12 protein-coding genes, 1 tRNA gene and 1 pseudogene are annotated in these 16,547 nt (G+C 63.5%); all 14 read left to right on the top strand.

The features are described from left to right. Positions 1–127, top strand: a pseudogene (tuf, locus tag AB839_RS21335) (elongation factor Tu); the annotation flags it as partial. 102 nt (positions 128–229) lie between these two features. After that, positions 230–305: transfer RNA gene (locus AB839_RS19860), tRNA-Trp, on the top strand. Between the two features lie 49 nt (positions 306–354). Then, positions 355–768, top strand: coding sequence for a preprotein translocase subunit SecE (gene secE, locus AB839_RS19855; protein ID WP_004145202.1), 414 nt, complete (start codon positions 355–357; stop codon positions 766–768). A gap of 10 nt (positions 769–778) precedes the next feature. Further along, a complete protein-coding gene (nusG, locus tag AB839_RS19850; protein WP_004154362.1) occupies positions 779–1,339 on the top strand; it encodes a transcription termination/antitermination protein NusG in 561 nt (186 codons plus the stop codon). 299 nt (positions 1,340–1,638) lie between these two features. Further along, positions 1,639–2,067, top strand: coding sequence for a 50S ribosomal protein L11 (gene rplK / locus AB839_RS19845; protein WP_004145248.1), 429 nt, complete (start codon positions 1,639–1,641; stop codon positions 2,065–2,067). Between the two features lie 4 nt (positions 2,068–2,071). Continuing rightward, entirely contained in the window at positions 2,072–2,770 is a 699-nt protein-coding gene (rplA, locus tag AB839_RS19840) for a 50S ribosomal protein L1 (protein WP_005415407.1), read from the top strand. A gap of 386 nt (positions 2,771–3,156) precedes the next feature. Next, entirely contained in the window at positions 3,157–3,693 is a 537-nt protein-coding gene (gene rplJ, locus AB839_RS19835; protein WP_005408203.1) for a 50S ribosomal protein L10, read from the top strand. Positions 3,694–3,756: 63 nt separating this feature from the next. Beyond that, the gene (rplL, locus tag AB839_RS19830) at positions 3,757–4,125 is read left to right on the top strand and encodes a 50S ribosomal protein L7/L12 (RefSeq protein WP_005415408.1); all 369 of its coding nucleotides are present in this window, start codon (positions 3,757–3,759) and stop codon (positions 4,123–4,125) included. A gap of 328 nt (positions 4,126–4,453) precedes the next feature. Then, positions 4,454–8,608, top strand: coding sequence for a DNA-directed RNA polymerase subunit beta (rpoB, locus tag AB839_RS19825; protein WP_005415409.1), 4,155 nt, complete (start codon positions 4,454–4,456; stop codon positions 8,606–8,608). 87 nt (positions 8,609–8,695) lie between these two features. Next, entirely contained in the window at positions 8,696–12,919 is a 4,224-nt protein-coding gene (rpoC, locus tag AB839_RS19820) for a DNA-directed RNA polymerase subunit beta' (protein ID WP_061480645.1), read from the top strand. 284 nt (positions 12,920–13,203) lie between these two features. Beyond that, positions 13,204–13,578 carry a 30S ribosomal protein S12 gene (rpsL, locus tag AB839_RS19815; RefSeq protein ID WP_004145320.1) on the top strand — a complete coding sequence of 125 codons (375 nt, stop codon included), beginning with the start codon at positions 13,204–13,206 and terminating at the stop codon, positions 13,576–13,578. Between the two features lie 12 nt (positions 13,579–13,590). Next, on the top strand, positions 13,591–14,064 hold the full coding sequence (gene rpsG, locus AB839_RS19810; RefSeq protein ID WP_004145321.1) for a 30S ribosomal protein S7: 474 nt from the start codon (positions 13,591–13,593) through the stop codon (positions 14,062–14,064). A gap of 141 nt (positions 14,065–14,205) precedes the next feature. Next, positions 14,206–16,347, top strand: a complete 2,142-nt coding sequence (fusA, locus tag AB839_RS19805; RefSeq protein ID WP_049414677.1) for an elongation factor G — start codon at positions 14,206–14,208, stop codon at positions 16,345–16,347. Between the two features lie 52 nt (positions 16,348–16,399). Beyond that, positions 16,400–16,547 (top strand): GTP-binding protein (locus AB839_RS21325; protein WP_230078978.1); only part of this gene is annotated, 148 nt, incomplete at its 3' end.

Here is a 16,547-nt window from a genome sequence, read left to right as displayed (position 1 = left end):
GGGTGACAACGTCAAGATGGAAGTCACCCTGATCAACCCGGTGGCCATGGACGAAGGCCTGCGCTTCGCCATCCGCGAAGGCGGTCGTACCGTCGGCGCCGGCGTGGTCTCGAAGATCATCGAGTAAGCCTGCAGTGCCGGTGGTTGCATAGCGCCGCCGGTTACGCGAATGGCGGGCCGGGAACCTCGGTCCGCCTTCGCCGTCTAAGGGAAGGCAAGTTTTCAACGTACGCCAGTAGCTCAATTGGCAGAGCAGCGGTCTCCAAAACCGCAGGTTGGGGGTTCGAGTCCCTCCTGGCGTGCCATCTGCCCACCTTATCCAGCGGCCTGGGCCGCTAAAGCAGACACAGCCGGATGAATAGCAAGATCGAACACTCCAAGGACAACTCCGCCAACGGTGGAGATATCGTCAAGTATGTCGCCGCATCGCTGCTGGTGCTGGCCGGTCTGTTCGTCTGGTTCTGGTTCTCCGCCGACTCCGGTCGCGCCGCCCAGCTGGGTGCGTGGGCGGGTCAGCTGCGTGCATTGGCGGTCGTGGTCGGTCTGGTTGGCGGTATCGGCGTGTTCATGCTGACCGGCAAGGGGCGCGACACCCGCGAATTCCTCTCCGAGTCGCGCTTCGAACTGCGCAAGGTGGTCTGGCCGACGCGCCAGGAAGCCGTCCGCATGACCTGGGTCGTGATCGTCGTGGTGCTCATCCTCAGTCTTCTGCTGGGTGGCTTCGACTTCCTGATCCAGAAACTGACTCAGTGGTTCCTGAGCCGCTAAGGAGAATTGCATGAAGCGTTGGTACGTCGTTCACGCCTATTCGGGCTTCGAGAAGTCGGTGGCGCAGGCTCTGCGCGATCGCATCGTCCGTGACGGCATGGAAGAGCGCTTCGGCGACGTCCTGGTCCCGACCGAGGAAGTGGTCGAGATGCGCGCCGGCCAGAAGCGCCGTTCCGAGCGCAAGTTCTTCCCGGGTTACGTGCTGGTCCAGATCGAGACCCACGAGGAAGCCGGCATTCCGCGCATCGACAACGAAAGCTGGCATCTGGTCAAGGAAACCCCGCGGGTCATGGGCTTCATCGGCGGCACCGCCGATCGTCCGCTGCCGATCGCCGATTCCGAGGCCGAGGCCATCCTGAACCGCGTTCAGGAGGGTGTCGAGAAGCCGCGTCCGAAGGTGCTGTTCGAGCCGGGCCAGATGGTCCGCGTCACCGACGGTCCGTTCAACGATTTCAATGGCGTCGTCGAAGAAGTCAACTACGAGAAGAGCCGTCTGCGCGTCTCGGTGCTGATCTTCGGTCGTGCCACTCCGGTCGAGCTGGAGTTCGGCCAGGTCGAAAAGGCCGTCTGACCTGTCCTGTCGAGTCGAGCCATGCTCGACTCCGGGGTCTGGATGGTGCGGTAGTCGGGCATGGCTCGACTCTCCAAAGGGAACCGGGCCTGGCCCGGTTCCGTTCGTTTACCTGCCGCTTCAGGCATGTGAAGAAAAAACCTGTTATAGTGCGCGGCTCCCCGCTGGGGAAGCCAGCAGGACGAGGCCGCCGCAAGGTGGCCTTCAGCATGATTTCAAAACGCGATGCCGGGACGCGTGATTCCCGGTCCGATGGGGAGCCTGTTGTCGAAAGGCGCTAGCACCCGGAGAGCACTCACATGGCAAAGAAAGTTGTCGGTTACATCAAGCTGCAGGTGAAGGCCGGTCAGGCCAACCCCTCGCCGCCGGTCGGTCCTGCGCTGGGTCAGCGTGGCCTGAACATCATGGAATTCTGCAAGGCGTTCAACGCTGCCACGCAGAAGCTCGAGCCGGGTCTGCCGGTTCCGGTGATCATCACGGCCTACTCGGACCGTACGTTCACCTTCATCACCAAGAGCACCCCGGCTACCACCCTGCTGAAGAAGGCCGCTGGCATCTCGTCGGGCTCCAAGCGCCCGAACACCGAGAAGGTCGGCAAGGTCACCCGTAAGCAGCTGGAAGAGATCGCCAAGGCGAAGGAACCGGATCTGACTGCCGCCGACCTGGACGCCGCCGTGCGTACCATCGCTGGCTCTGCCCGTTCCATGGGCCTCGTGGTGGAGGGTTAATAAGATGGCACAGACCAAGCGTGAGAAGGCCATCAAGGCCGCCGTCGTTCCGGGCAAGGCATACGCCTTCGAGGACGCGATCAACATCCTGAAGACCGCCACCAAGGCCAAGTTCGTCGAGTCGATCGACGTCGCCGTGCGCCTGGGCGTCGATGCGAAGAAGTCCGACCAGCAGGTCCGTGGCTCCACCGTGCTGCCGGCCGGTACCGGCAAGTCGGTCCGCGTCGCCGTGTTCGCTCCGGCCGGTGCCAAGGCTGACGAAGCCCTGGCTGCTGGCGCCGACGCCGTCGGTATGGATGACCTGGCCGAGAAGATGCAGGCCGGCGATCTGAACTACGACGTCGTCATCGCGACCCCGGACGCCATGCGCGTCGTCGGTAAGCTGGGCACCGTGCTGGGCCCGCGCGGCCTGATGCCGAACCCGAAGGTCGGCACCGTTTCCCCGAACCCGGGTGAAGCCGTGAAGAACGCCAAGTCGGGTCAGGTCCGTTACCGCACCGACAAGGCCGGCATCATCCACTGCACCATCGGCAAGGCCGACTTCGCCGAAGACGCGCTGAAGTCGAACCTGACCGCGCTGCTGCTGGACCTGATCAAGGCCAAGCCGGCCACCTCGAAGGGCACCTACCTGCAGAAGGTTTCGGTCAGCTCGACGATGGGCCCGGGCGTCACCGTCGACCAGTCGTCGCTGACCCTGAAGTAATTGTTTCAAGCGGTCACGGTGCCCCGGGTGCCGTGACCGTGACATTTGAAGGCATCGCTGGCAGTGCATCGCCCGCGGTAGCCGTCAAAGACCGCAGGCGCGGTCGTGGCAATACCGGCGACGGGCATGGAAGCTCGATCTGGCAAGGAGTCGCCGCCGGAGCAGTCAGGAGCGCTTAATCGATTCCCCGGAATCACCCTGCGTAGATGGTGCCCTTCTGGAGTTTTTCTGGTTCACGCACGTCTGGGTTTCCCAGGTTGGCCCACTCCAGGTCTAGAACGGCCCACCCCCGGAACATCATCCCGATGTTCCCGGCGTCCAGGATGGATGCCGCACAGGACCGCACACGGCAGGAGCCGTAAGCGGAGTTCAATAGGAGGAGTGCAATGGCTCTCAATCTGTCCCAGAAGCAAGAAGTAGTCGCCGAGCTGGCAGACGTCGCCGCCAAGGCCCACTCCTTGATCGCAGCCGAATACGCTGGCACCACGGTCGCCCAGATGACCGCGATGCGCAAGCAGGCTCGTGAAACCGGTGTTTTCTTGAAGGTTGTCAAGAACACCCTGGCTTCGCGTGCCGTTGAAGGCACCGAGTTCGCAGTCGCCCAGGACCAGATGGTTGGTCCGCTGCTGTACGCGTTCTCGCTCGAGGAGCCCGGCGCTGCCGGTCGCCTGATCAAGGAAGCCGCCAAGGGCAACGACAAGCTGAAGGCTAAGGTCGTCGCCATCGGTGGTGAAGTGTTCCCGGCGAGCCACGTCGACGTGCTGGCATCGCTGCCGACCCGCGACCAGGCCCTGGCCATGCTGGCCCGCGTCCTGACCGAGCCGGTCACGATGTTTGCCCGCGCCATCAAGGCCGTTGGCGAGAAGCAGGGTGGTGGCGATGTCGCCGCTGACGCTGCCGAGCCGGCCGCCGAGACCGCCTGAGTTTCGACTTACCGTGGTTCCTGACGGAACCTCAATCCAGAAAATCATCCAAAGGTATTAATCATGTCCCTTACCAACGAACAGATCGTCGACGCCATCGCCGAGAAGTCCCTGATGGAAGTGATGGAGCTGGTCAAGGCCATCGAAGAGAAGTTCGGCGTCTCCGCCGCTGCTCCGGTTGCCGTGGCTGCTGCCGCTGGCCCGGCTGCTGCTGTTGAAGAGCAGACCGAATTCGTCGTCACCCTGAAGACTGCCGGCGAGAAGAAGGTCGAAGTCATCAAGGCCGTCCGCGCCATCACCGGCCTGGGCCTGAAGGAAGCGAAGGACCTGGCCGAAGCCGGCGGCGTCCTGAAGGACAACGCTTCGAAGGAAGAAGCCGAGAAGATGAAGAAGGACCTGGAAGCTGCTGGCGCGACTGTCGAAGTCAAGTAAGCAGTTACCTTGCATCGTCACCGATTCGCGGCGATGCAGCCAAGGCTGGGGGCGTAAGCCCCCGGCCTTTGGTCGTTGTTGCGGTGTTGTAGATCCGCGCCATGCGTGGATGTGAAAAAAGCAGGAAAAAGCCCAACACGGGCTGCAGTCAAACCCCGGCAGGCCAGCGCCGAGCGCGGCAGCGGGGGAGTGGTAGCAGACGAGTTGGCAGTTGGAAGTAGCGGGAGAAGGCGTGCTGGTGCCGGCAATACCAGCGACTTCCAACTGACAATTTCAAGTTCCCTTCGGATCGTGGGCGCACGATCCGCACAACAAGGTGGAAGACCTCATGACGTCCTATTCGTTCACCGAAAAAAAGCGTATCCGCAAGGATTTCGGCAAGCAGCGCTCGATTCTCGAAGTGCCGTTCCTGCTCGCCATCCAGGTGGATTCCTATCGTGAATTCCTGCAGGAAAACGTCGATCCGGCCAAGCGCACGGACCACGGCCTGCACGCTGCGCTGAAGTCGGTCTTCCCGATCGCCAGCTACAGCGGCAACGCTGCCCTGGAATACGTCGGCTACAAGCTGGGCGAACCGGTCTTCGACGAGCGTGAGTGCCGCCAGCGCGGCATGAGCTACGGCGCCCCGCTGCGCGTGACCGTGCGCCTGGTGATCTACGACCGTGAGTCGTCGACCAAGGCCATCAAGTACGTGAAGGAGCAGGAGGTCTATCTGGGCGAAATCCCGCTGATGACCGAGAACGGCACCTTCATCGTCAACGGCACCGAGCGCGTCATCGTCTCCCAGCTGCACCGCTCGCCGGGCGTGTTCTTCGACCACGACCGTGGCAAGACCCACAGCTCGGGCAAGCTGCTGTACAGCGCCCGCATCATTCCCTACCGCGGCTCCTGGCTGGACTTCGAGTTCGACCCGAAGGACGCGCTGTTCACCCGTATCGACCGCCGCCGCAAGCTGCCGGTGTCGATCCTGCTGCGCGCGCTCGGCTACAGCAACGAAGAGATGCTGGCCGAGTTCTTCGAGATCAACACCTTCCACATCAACCCGGATGAAGGCGTCCAGCTGGAGCTGGTGCCGGAGCGCCTGCGTGGCGAGACCCTGGGCTTCGACCTCGCCGACGGCGACAAGGTCATCGTGGAAGCCGGCAAGCGCATCACCGCGCGCCACATCAAGCAGCTGGAAGCCTCGGGCATCGCCGCCCTGGCCGTGCCGGACGACTACATCGTCGGCCGCATCCTGTCGCACGACGTGGTCGATGCCTCGACCGGCGAACTGCTGGCCCAGGCCAACGACGAGATCACGGACGAGCAGCTGCAGGCCTTCCGCAAGGCCGGTGTGGATGCCGTGGGCACCCTGTGGGTGAACGACCTGGATCGTGGCCCGTACCTGTCCAACACCCTGCGTATCGACCCGACCAAGACCCAGCTGGAAGCCCTGGTCGAGATCTACCGCATGATGCGTCCGGGCGAGCCGCCGACCAAGGATGCCGCGCAGAACCTGTTCCACAACCTGTTCTTCACCTTCGAGCGCTACGACCTGTCCGCGGTCGGCCGCATGAAGTTCAACCGTCGCGTGGGCCGCAAGGAAACCACCGGCGAAGCCGTGCTGTACGACAGCAAGTACTTCGGCGAGCGCAACGACGAAGAGTCCAAGCGCCTGGTCGCTGCCCACGGCGAAAGCTCCGACATCCTGGACGTGATCAAGGTCCTGACCGAGATCCGCAACGGTCGCGGCGTGGTCGACGACATCGATCACCTGGGCAACCGTCGCGTGCGTTCGGTCGGCGAAATGGCCGAGAACGTGTTCCGCGTCGGCCTGGTCCGCGTCGAGCGTGCGGTCAAGGAGCGCCTGTCGATGGCCGAATCGGAAGGCCTGACCCCGCAGGAACTGATCAACGCCAAGCCGGTCGCCGCTGCCATCAAGGAGTTCTTCGGCTCCTCGCAGCTGTCGCAGTTCATGGACCAGAACAACCCGCTGTCGGAAGTGACGCACAAGCGTCGCGTCTCGGCCCTGGGCCCGGGCGGCCTGACCCGTGAGCGCGCCGGCTTCGAAGTGCGCGACGTGCACCCGACCCATTACGGCCGCGTCTGCACCATCGAAACCCCGGAAGGCCCGAACATCGGCCTGATCAACTCGCTGGCCGTGTACGCCCGCACCAACAAGTACGGTTTCCTCGAGACCCCGTACCGCAAGGTCGTGGACGGCAAGGTCTATGACGAAGTCGAGTTCCTGTCGGCCATTGAAGAGAACGAGTACGTCATTGCGCAGGCCAACGCGCTGACCGACGCCAAGGGCACCCTGACCGAGCAGTTCGTTCCGTGCCGCTTCCAGGGCGAATCGCTGCTGAAGCCGCCGGCGGAAGTCCACTTCATGGACGTTTCGCCGATGCAGACCGTCTCGATCGCGGCCGCGCTGGTTCCGTTCCTGGAGCACGATGACGCGAACCGCGCACTGATGGGCGCCAACATGCAGCGTCAGGCCGTGCCGACCCTGCGTTCGCAGAAGCCGCTGGTCGGTACCGGCATCGAGCGCGCCGTGGCGCGTGACTCGGGTGTGACCGTGAACGCCCGTCGTGGTGGTGAGATCGTGCAGATCGACGCCGCCCGCATCGTGGTCAAGGTCAATGAGGAAGAGATCGTTGGCGCCACCGACGCCGGCGTGGACATCTACAACCTGGTCAAGTACACCCGGTCGAACCAGAACACCTGCATCAACCAGCGTCCGCTGGTCCAGGTGGGTGACGTCATCGCCCGCGGTGACGTGCTGGCCGACGGTCCGTCCACCGACATCGGCGAGCTGGCCCTGGGCCAGAACATGCTGATCGCGTTCATGCCGTGGAACGGCTACAACTTCGAAGACTCCATCCTGCTCTCCGAGCGCGTGGTGGAAGAGGATCGCTACACCACGATCCACATCGAAGAGCTGACCTGCGTCGCGCGTGACACCAAGCTGGGGCCGGAGGAAATCTCCGCCGACATCCCGAACGTCTCCGAGCAGGCGCTGAACCGCCTGGACGAGAGCGGCGTGGTGTACATCGGTGCCGAAGTGCGCGCCGGCGACATCCTGGTCGGCAAGGTCACCCCGAAGGGCGAAAGCCAGCTGACCCCGGAAGAGAAGCTGCTGCGCGCGATCTTCGGCGAGAAGGCTTCGGACGTTAAGGACAGCTCGCTGCGCGTTCCGCCGGGCATGGACGGCACCGTCATCGACGTGCAGGTCTTCACCCGCGACGGCATCGAGAAGGACAAGCGCGCCCGCCAGATCGAAGAGTCCGAAATCAAGCGCGTCAAGAAGGACTTCGATGACCAGTTCCGCATCCTGGAAGCGGCCATCTACATGCGTCTGCGTTCGCAGATCGTGGGCAAGGTGGTCAATGGTGGTGCTGGCCTGAAGAAGGGTGACGTGATCACCGACGCCTTCCTCGACGGCCTGAAGAAGTCTGACTGGTTCGCCCTGCGCATGAAGGACGAGGACGCCTCGGAAGCCATCGAGCGCGCCCAGAAGCAGATCCAGGCGCACGAGAAGGAATTCGAGCGTCGCTTCGCCGACAAGCGCGGCAAGATCACCGCGGGCGACGACCTCGCCCCGGGCGTGCTGAAGATGGTCAAGGTGTTCCTGGCGGTGAAGCGCCGCATCCAGCCGGGCGACAAGATGGCAGGCCGCCACGGCAACAAGGGTGTGGTGTCCAACGTGGTGCCGGTCGAGGACATGCCGTACATGGCCTCGGGCGAGACCGTGGACATCGTGCTGAACCCGCTGGGCGTGCCGTCGCGTATGAACATCGGCCAGATCCTGGAAGTGCACCTGGGCTGGGCCGCCAAGGGCCTGGGTCGCAAGATCCAGGCGATGCTGGAAGCCCAGGCCGCGGTGGCCGACCTGCGCAAGTTCCTGGACGACATCTACAACCACGACGACACCAACGTGGCCAACCGTGTCGACCTGTCGCAGTTCAGCGACGAGGAACTGCTGCGCCTGGCCCGCAACCTGACCGACGGCGTGCCGATGGCCACCCCGGTCTTCGACGGCGCCACCGAAGCGGAAATCAAGCGCATGCTGGAACTGGCCGACCTGCCGAGCAGTGGCCAGACCCAGCTGTACGACGGCCGCACCGGTGAAGCCTTCGACCGCCATACCACCGTCGGTTACATGCACTACCTGAAGCTGAACCACCTGGTCGACGACAAGATGCACGCCCGTTCGACCGGTCCGTACTCGCTCGTCACCCAGCAGCCGCTGGGCGGCAAGGCGCAGTTCGGCGGCCAGCGCTTCGGTGAAATGGAAGTCTGGGCGCTGGAAGCCTACGGCGCGGCCTACACCCTGCAGGAAATGCTGACGGTGAAGTCCGATGACGTGCAGGGCCGCAACCAGATGTACAAGAACATCGTCGACGGCGAGCACGAGATGGTCGCGGGCATGCCGGAATCCTTCAACGTGCTCGTGAAGGAAATCCGCTCGCTGGCCATCAACATGGAACTGGAAGACAACTGATCCATGCCGGCGCGGCGGTCCGCCGCCGCGCCGCTGGCAGTGAACTGAAAGCCCATCGACACAGCATTCCTCCTTCTGGAGAACACCATGAAAGACCTGCTCAACCTCTTCAACCAGCAGCGCCAGACGCTGGACTTCGACGCGATCAAGATCGCGCTGGCCTCGCCGGACCTGATCCGTTCGTGGTCCTTCGGCGAAGTGAAGAAGCCGGAAACCATCAACTACCGTACCTTCAAGCCGGAACGCGACGGCCTGTTCTGCGCCGCCATCTTCGGCCCGGTGAAGGACTACGAGTGCCTGTGCGGCAAGTACAAGCGCATGAAGCACCGCGGCGTGGTCTGCGAAAAGTGCGGCACCGAAGTGACCCTGGCCAAGGTGCGTCGTGAGCGCATGGGCCACATCGACCTGGCTTCGCCGGTCGCGCACATCTGGTTCCTCAAGTCGCTGCCGTCGCGCATTGGCCTGATGCTGGACATGACCCTGCGCGACATCGAGCGCGTGCTGTACTTCGAAGCGTACGTGGTGACCGAGCCGGGCCTGACCGCCCTGGAGCGCCGCCAGCTGCTGACCGAAGAACAGTACCTGCAGGCCCGCCAGGAGCACGGCGACGACTTCGACGCCGCGATGGGCGCCGAGGCCGTCTACGAACTGCTGCGCACGATCGACCTGCAGTCGGAGATGACCCGCCTGCGCGAGGAAATCGCTGCTACCGGTTCGGAAACCAAGCTCAAGCGCCTCACCAAGCGCATCAAGCTGATCGAAGCCTTCCTGGAATCGGGCAACCGTCCGGAATGGATGGTCATGACCGTGCTGCCGGTGCTGCCGCCGGACCTGCGTCCGCTGGTTCCGCTGGATGGCGGCCGCTTCGCGACCTCCGACCTGAACGACCTGTACCGCCGCGTCATCAACCGCAACAACCGCCTGCGCCGCCTGCTCGAACTGAGCGCGCCGGACATCATCGTGCGCAATGAAAAGCGCATGCTGCAGGAATCGGTCGATGCGCTGCTGGACAACGGCCGTCGCGGCCGTGCCATCACCGGCACCAACAAGCGCCCGCTGAAGTCGCTGGCCGACATGATCAAGGGCAAGCAGGGTCGCTTCCGCCAGAACCTGCTCGGCAAGCGCGTCGACTACTCTGGCCGTTCGGTCATCGTGGTCGGTCCGTACCTGCGCCTGCACCAGTGCGGCCTGCCGAAGAAGATGGCGCTCGAGCTGTTCAAGCCGTTCGTCTTCGCCAAGCTGCAGCGTCGTGGCCTGGCCACCACCATCAAGGCTGCCAAGAAGCTGGTCGAGCGCGAAGAAGCCGAAGTCTGGGACATCCTGGAAGAGGTCATCCGCGAGCATCCGGTGATGCTGAACCGTGCGCCGACCCTGCACCGCCTGGGCATCCAGGCGTTCGAGCCGGTGCTGATCGAAGGCAAGGCCATCCAGCTGCACCCGCTGGTCTGCACCGCGTTCAACGCCGACTTCGACGGTGACCAGATGGCCGTCCACGTGCCGCTCTCGCTGGAAGCCCAGCTGGAAGCGCGTGCGCTGATGATGTCGACCAACAACATCCTGTCGCCGGCCAACGGCGAGCCGATCATCGTGCCGTCGCAGGACGTCGTGCTGGGTCTGTACTACATGACCCGCTCGCTGGAGAACAAGAAGGGCGAGGGCATGGCCTTCGCCAACATCGCCGAAGTCAAGCGCGCCTACGACAACCGCGTGGTGGAACTGCACGCCAAGGTCAAGGTCCGCATTACCGAGGTGGTGACCGACGAAGACGGCAACAAGCAGAACAAGACCTCGATCGTGGACACCACGATCGGTCGCGCCCTGCTGGCTGAAATCCTGCCGGAAGGCCTGCCGTTCGCGCTGGCCAATGTCGAGCTGACCAAGAAGAACATCAGCCGCCTGATCAACTCCAGCTACCGCCAGCTCGGCCTGAAGGACACGGTCGTGTTCGCCGACAAGCTGATGTACACCGGCTTCGCCTATGCGACCCGCGCCGGCGTCTCGATCGGCATCGACGACATGCTGATCCCGGACGAGAAGAAGGGCATCCTCACCGAGGCCGAAGCCGAAGTGCTGGAAATCCAAGAGCAGTACCAGTCGGGCCTGGTCACCGCCGGCGAGCGCTACAACAAGGTGGTCGACATCTGGTCGCGCACCAACGAGCGCATCGCCAAGGCGATGATGGACACCATCGGTACCGAGAAGGTCGTCAATGCCAAGGGCGAGACCATCGACCAGAAGTCGATGAACTCGCTGTACATCATGGCCGACTCCGGTGCGCGTGGTTCGCAGGCGCAGATCCGTCAGCTGGCCGGCATGCGTGGCCTGATGGCCCGCCCGGACGGCTCGATCATCGAGACGCCCATCAAGGCGAACTTCCGCGAAGGCCTGAACGTGCAGGAGTACTTCAACTCCACCCACGGTGCCCGTAAGGGTCTGGCCGATACCGCGCTGAAGACCGCGAACTCGGGTTACCTGACCCGTCGCCTGGTCGACGTGGCGCAGGACGTGGTGATCACCGAAGTGGATTGCGGTACCACCGAAGGCCTGATCATGACCCCGATCGTGGAAGGCGGCGACGTGGTCGAGCCGCTGAAGGATCGCGTGCTGGGCCGCGTGGTTGCCGAGGACGTGTTCCTGCCGGGCAACGACGAAGATCCGATCGTCACCCGCAACACCCTGCTGGACGAAGCCTGGGTTGCCAAGCTGGAAGATGCCGGCGTGCAGACCATCAAGGTCCGCTCGACCATCTCCTGTGAATCGGCTTTCGGTGTCTGCTCGCGCTGCTACGGCCGCGACCTGGCGCGTGGCCACCTGGTCAACATCGGTGAGGCGGTCGGCGTCATCGCCGCCCAGTCCATCGGTGAGCCGGGTACCCAGCTGACCATGCGTACGTTCCACATCGGTGGTGCGGCGTCGCGAGCTGCTGCGGTCGACAACATCACCGTCAAGACCACCGGCTCGGTCAAGTTCAGCAACCTCAAGTCCGTGGAGCACGCCAACGGCTCGCTGGTGGCGGTGTCGCGCTCGGGCGAAATCTCGGTGCTCGATGCGCACGGCCGTGAGCGTGAGCGTTACAAGCTGCCGTACGGTGCGACCATCACGTCCAAGGACGGTGATGCGATCAAGGCTGGCCAGACCGTGGCCAACTGGGATCCGCATAATCACCCGATCGTGTCGGAAGTGGCCGGCTTCATCCGCTTCATCGACTTCGTCGATGGCGTCACCGTCATCGAGAAGACCGACGAGCTGACCGGCCTGGCCTCGCGCGAAATCACCGATCCGAAGCGTCGTGGTACCCAGGCCAAGGACCTGCGCCCGATCGTGCGCATCGTCGACGCCAAGGGCAACGACCTGTCGATCCCGGGCACCGACCTGCCGGCGCAGTACCTGCTGCCGCCGCGTTCGATCGTCAATCTGCAGGACGGCGCCCCGGTGGGCGTGGGCGACGTCGTCGCCAAGATCCCGCAGGAAGCGTCGAAGACCCGCGACATCACCGGTGGTCTGCCGCGCGTGGCCGACCTGTTCGAAGCGCGCAAGCCGAAGGATCCGGCGGTGCTGGCCGAGCGTTCGGGCATCATCAGCTTCGGCAAGGACACCAAGGGCAAGCAGCGCCTGATCATCAAGGACACTGATGGTTCGGAGCACGAAGAGCTGATCCCGAAGTACCGCCAGGTCATCGTGTTCGAAGGCGAGCATGTCACCAAGGGTGAAACCATCGTGGACGGCGAGCCGAGCCCGCAGGACATCCTGCGCCTGCTGGGTGTCGAGCCGCTGGCTGCCTACCTGGTCAAGGAAATCCAGGACGTGTACCGCCTGCAGGGCGTGAAGATCAACGACAAGCACATCGAGGTGATCACCCGCCAGATGCTGCGCAAGGTCGAGATCACCGACCAGGGCAGCAGCAAGTTCCTGAACGGCGAACAGGTGGAGCGCCAGCGCGTTATCGAGGAGAATGCGCGCCTGTCGACCCGCAACGAACTGCCGGCGCGCTTCGATCCGGTCCTGCTGGGTATCACCAAGGCCTCGCTGGCGACCGAATCGTTCATCTCGGCGGCCTCCTTCCAGGAGACCACCCGAGTGCTGACCGAGGCTGCCGTCCGCGGTACCAAGGACAACCTGCGTGGCCTGAAGGAAAACGTCATCGTCGGCCGCCTGATTCCGGCCGGTACCGGCCTGTCCTACCACAGCAGCCGCCGTCGCGGCGCTTCCGGTCTCACCGACTCGGAAATGCAGACCCTGGCCGGCACCCCGGCTGCGGTCGAGTCCCCGGTGGTTGAAGCCGAAGCTGAACAGGCCTCGGGCGAAGAATGAGGTATCCGGTCCGGCCGCAAGGCCGGACCACCCCATCGGTCCATCGATGGGATTGGGAAAGGGCAGGGGAGATCATCTGCGATCGACCCAGCCAACCTGAACGGGGTACATGGAGGCCCCCCAGTAACGTCCCGGGATCAGGGACGGGCTTGACAGGAGGCGTTTGACTGCTTTCCTTGCAGGTTGCTACAATCGTCTGTCTCAGCAGGCCAAAATTTCGGCCTGCTTTAACATTTCCGCATCTCTGGCCGGATTTTCCGGCCACCAATCAGAAGAACCTACTGATGGCGACGATCAACCAGCTGGTCCGCAAGCCGCGGCAAGCGACCACCTACAAGAGTGCCTCGCCGGCGCTCGACAAGTGCCCGCAGCGCCGTGGCGTCTGCACCCGTGTCTACACCACCACTCCGAAGAAGCCGAACTCGGCTCTGCGCAAGGTTGCCAAGGTCCGCCTGACCAACCAGGAAGAAGTGATTTCCTACATCGGTGGTGAAGGCCACAACCTGCAGGAGCACTCCGTGGTCCTGATCCGCGGCGGTCGCGTCAAGGACCTGCCGGGTGTGCGTTACCACACCGTTCGTGGCTCGCTCGACGCCGCCGGCGTTGCCAAGCGTCGCCAGGCCCGTTCCAAGTACGGCGCCAAGCGTCCGAAGGCATAAGGAGAGAGCACTATGTCGCGTAAGGGTAATACTCCGCAGCGTTCCGTCCTGCCCGATCCGAAGCACGGAAGCGAAACCATCGCCCGTTTCATCAACATGGTCATGCAGAGCGGCAAGAAGTCCGTCGCCGAAAAGATCGTGTACGGCGCCATGGACGTGATCACCGAGAAGAACAGCAGCGCCAACGCCATTGAACTGGTGCAGAAGGCTCTGGACAACGTCGCTCCGGCGGTCGAAGTCAAGTCGCGCCGCGTCGGTGGTGCCACCTACCAGGTGCCGGTCGAAGTGCGTTCGTCGCGCAAGATGGCCCTGGCCATGCGCTGGCTGATCGACTCCGCGCGCAAGCGTGGTGAGAACACCATGCCGAAGAAGCTGGCTGCTGAACTGATCGACGCCTCGGAAAACCGCGGCGGCGCCATCAAGAAGCGCGAAGAAACCCACCGCATGGCCGAAGCCAACAAGGCATTCGCCCACTACCGCTGGTGAGTTTGACGGCCTTGTAAAACAGGCAGGGCAGCACCACTTCGGTGCGTGCTGCCTCGCGGTCCCAGAAGGACTGCGCCAATCCGAAGGCCGCCGAAAGGCGGCGTTCGGCCATCCGAAATCCAAGAAATCTGAGAGGCTCCCGTGGCCCGTTCCACTCCCATCGAGCGTTACCGTAACTTCGGCATCATGGCTCACATCGATGCCGGCAAGACCACCACGTCCGAGCGCATCCTGTTCTACACCGGCAAGAGCCACAAGATCGGTGAAGTGCACGACGGCGCCGCCACCATGGACTGGATGGAGCAGGAGCAGGAGCGTGGCATCACGATCCAGTCCGCTGCCACCACCGCGTTCTGGAAGGGCATGGACAAGTCCCTGCCGGAGCACCGCTTCAACATCATCGACACCCCCGGGCACGTCGACTTCACCATCGAAGTGGAGCGTTCGCTGCGCGTGCTCGACGGTGCCGTCTTCGTCCTGTGCGCCGTCGGTGGCGTGCAGCCGCAGTCGGAAACCGTGTGGCGCCAGGCCAACAAGTACCACGTGCCGCGCATCGCGTTCGTCAACAAGATGGACCGTACCGGTGCCAACTTCCAGAAGGTCGTCGGCCAGCTGAAGGCCAAGCTGGGCGCCGTTGCCGTGCCGATGCAGCTGCCGATCGGCGCTGAAGACAACTTCAAGGGCGTCGTCGACCTGCTGAAGATGAAGGCCATCCACTGGGATGAAGCTTCGCAGGGCATGAAGTTCGAATACAGCGACATCCCGGCCGAACTGCAGGGCCCGGCTGAAGAGGCTCGCCAGTTCATGGTCGAGACCGCTGCCGAAGCCAGCGAAGAGCTGATGGAAAAGTACCTGGGCGGCGAAGAGCTGGCCGAGGCTGAAATCATCAACGCGCTGCGTACCCGCACCCTGGCCACCGAGATCGTGCCGATGTACTGCGGCTCGGCCTTCAAGAACAAGGGCGTGCAGGCCATGCTGGACGGCGTGATCCAGCTGCTGCCGTCGCCGGTCGACGTGCCGGACGTGAAGGGCGTGGACGTTGACGACGACACCGTCGAAATGACCCGCAAGTCGGACGACAAGGCTCCGTTCTCGTCGCTGGCCTTCAAGATCATCACCGACCCGTTCGTCGGCGCGCTGACCTTCTTCCGTGTCTACTCGGGCACCCTGAACGGTGGCGACACCGTGCTGAACTCGGTGAAGGGCAAGAAGGAGCGCATCGGCCGCATCCTGCAGATGCACTCGAACAACCGCGAGGAAATCAAGGAAGTTCTGGCTGGTGACATCGCCGCTGCCGTGGGCCTGAAGGACACCACCACCGGTGACACCCTGTGCGCCGTGGACGCCCCGATCATCCTGGAGCGCATGACGTTCCCGGAGCCGGTGATCTCGATGGCCGTCGAGCCGAAGACCAAGTCGGACCAGGAAAAGATGGGCCTGGCCCTGGGCCGCCTGGCGCAGGAAGATCCGTCGTTCCGCGTCAAGACCGACGAAGAATCCGGCCAGACCATCATCTCGGGCATGGGCGAGCTGCACCTGGACATCATCGTTGACCGCCTGAAGCGCGAGTTCAACGTTGAAGCCAACGTCGGCGCGCCGCAGGTGGCCTACCGCGAAACCATCACCCTGGCCGACGTCAAGTCGGACTACAAGCACGCCAAGCAGTCCGGTGGTAAGGGTCAGTACGGTCACGTCGTGATCGAGCTGTCGCCGATCACCGCTGCCGACCGTGCCGATCCGAAGATCGCTCCGATGATCAAGGACGACTTCCTGTTCATCAACGACATCACCGGCGGCGTGATCCCGAAGGAATTCATCCCGTCGGTCGAGAAGGGCCTGCGCGAAACCATCACCAGCGGCCCGCTGGCTGGCTTCCCGGTCGTGGACGTCAAGGTGAAGCTGGTGTTCGGTTCGTACCACGACGTCGACTCCTCGGAAATGGCGTTCAAGCTGGCTTCGTCGATGGCCTTCAAGCAGGGCTTCGCCAAGGCCAAGCCGGTGCTGCTGGAGCCGATCATGAAGGTTGAGATCGTGACCCCGGAGGATTACCAGGGTGACGTGATGGGCGACGTCAGCCGTCGTCGCGGCGTGCTGCAGGGTTCCGACACCACCGGTGACGGTTCGGCCAGCATCATCAACGCGATGATCCCGCTGGGTGAAATGTTCGGCTACGCCACTGCGCTGCGTTCGCAGACCCAGGGCCGCGCCACCTTCACCATGGAATTCGATCACTACGAGCCGGCTCCGACCAACATCGCCGAAGCCGTCATGAAGAAGGGCTGAGCCTCGCTCAGCCTCTCTTGAAACCACTTACGAACAATCAAGGTATAGAACAATGGCAAAGGGTAAGTTCGAACGCACCAAGCCGCACGTCAACGTCGGCACCATCGGTCACGTCGACCACGGCAAGACCACGCTGACCGCCGCACTGACCAAGATCGGTGCCGAGCGCTTCGGTGGCGAGTTCAAGGACTACTCCTCGA

This window comes from Stenotrophomonas sp. DDT-1, from assembly GCF_001580555.1.
GTDB lineage: Bacteria > Pseudomonadota > Gammaproteobacteria > Xanthomonadales > Xanthomonadaceae > Stenotrophomonas > Stenotrophomonas sepilia.
The sequence above is the reverse complement of the archived record's forward strand: the minus strand, read 5'-3'. Positions and strand labels throughout refer to the sequence as shown.

Coding starts and splice junctions, on each gene's coding strand:
- rplL (WP_005415408.1), top strand. CDS start 3,757: ATGTCCCTTACCAACGAACAGATCGTCGACGCCATCGCCGAGAAGTCC.
- rpsG (WP_004145321.1), top strand. CDS start 13,591: ATGTCGCGTAAGGGTAATACTCCGCAGCGTTCCGTCCTGCCCGATCCG.
- rpoC (WP_061480645.1), top strand. CDS start 8,696: ATGAAAGACCTGCTCAACCTCTTCAACCAGCAGCGCCAGACGCTGGAC.
- rpoB (WP_005415409.1), top strand. CDS start 4,454: ATGACGTCCTATTCGTTCACCGAAAAAAAGCGTATCCGCAAGGATTTC.
- rplJ (WP_005408203.1), top strand. CDS start 3,157: ATGGCTCTCAATCTGTCCCAGAAGCAAGAAGTAGTCGCCGAGCTGGCA.
- rplA (WP_005415407.1), top strand. CDS start 2,072: ATGGCACAGACCAAGCGTGAGAAGGCCATCAAGGCCGCCGTCGTTCCG.
- nusG (WP_004154362.1), top strand. CDS start 779: ATGAAGCGTTGGTACGTCGTTCACGCCTATTCGGGCTTCGAGAAGTCG.
- rpsL (WP_004145320.1), top strand. CDS start 13,204: ATGGCGACGATCAACCAGCTGGTCCGCAAGCCGCGGCAAGCGACCACC.
- rplK (WP_004145248.1), top strand. CDS start 1,639: ATGGCAAAGAAAGTTGTCGGTTACATCAAGCTGCAGGTGAAGGCCGGT.
- secE (WP_004145202.1), top strand. CDS start 355: ATGAATAGCAAGATCGAACACTCCAAGGACAACTCCGCCAACGGTGGA.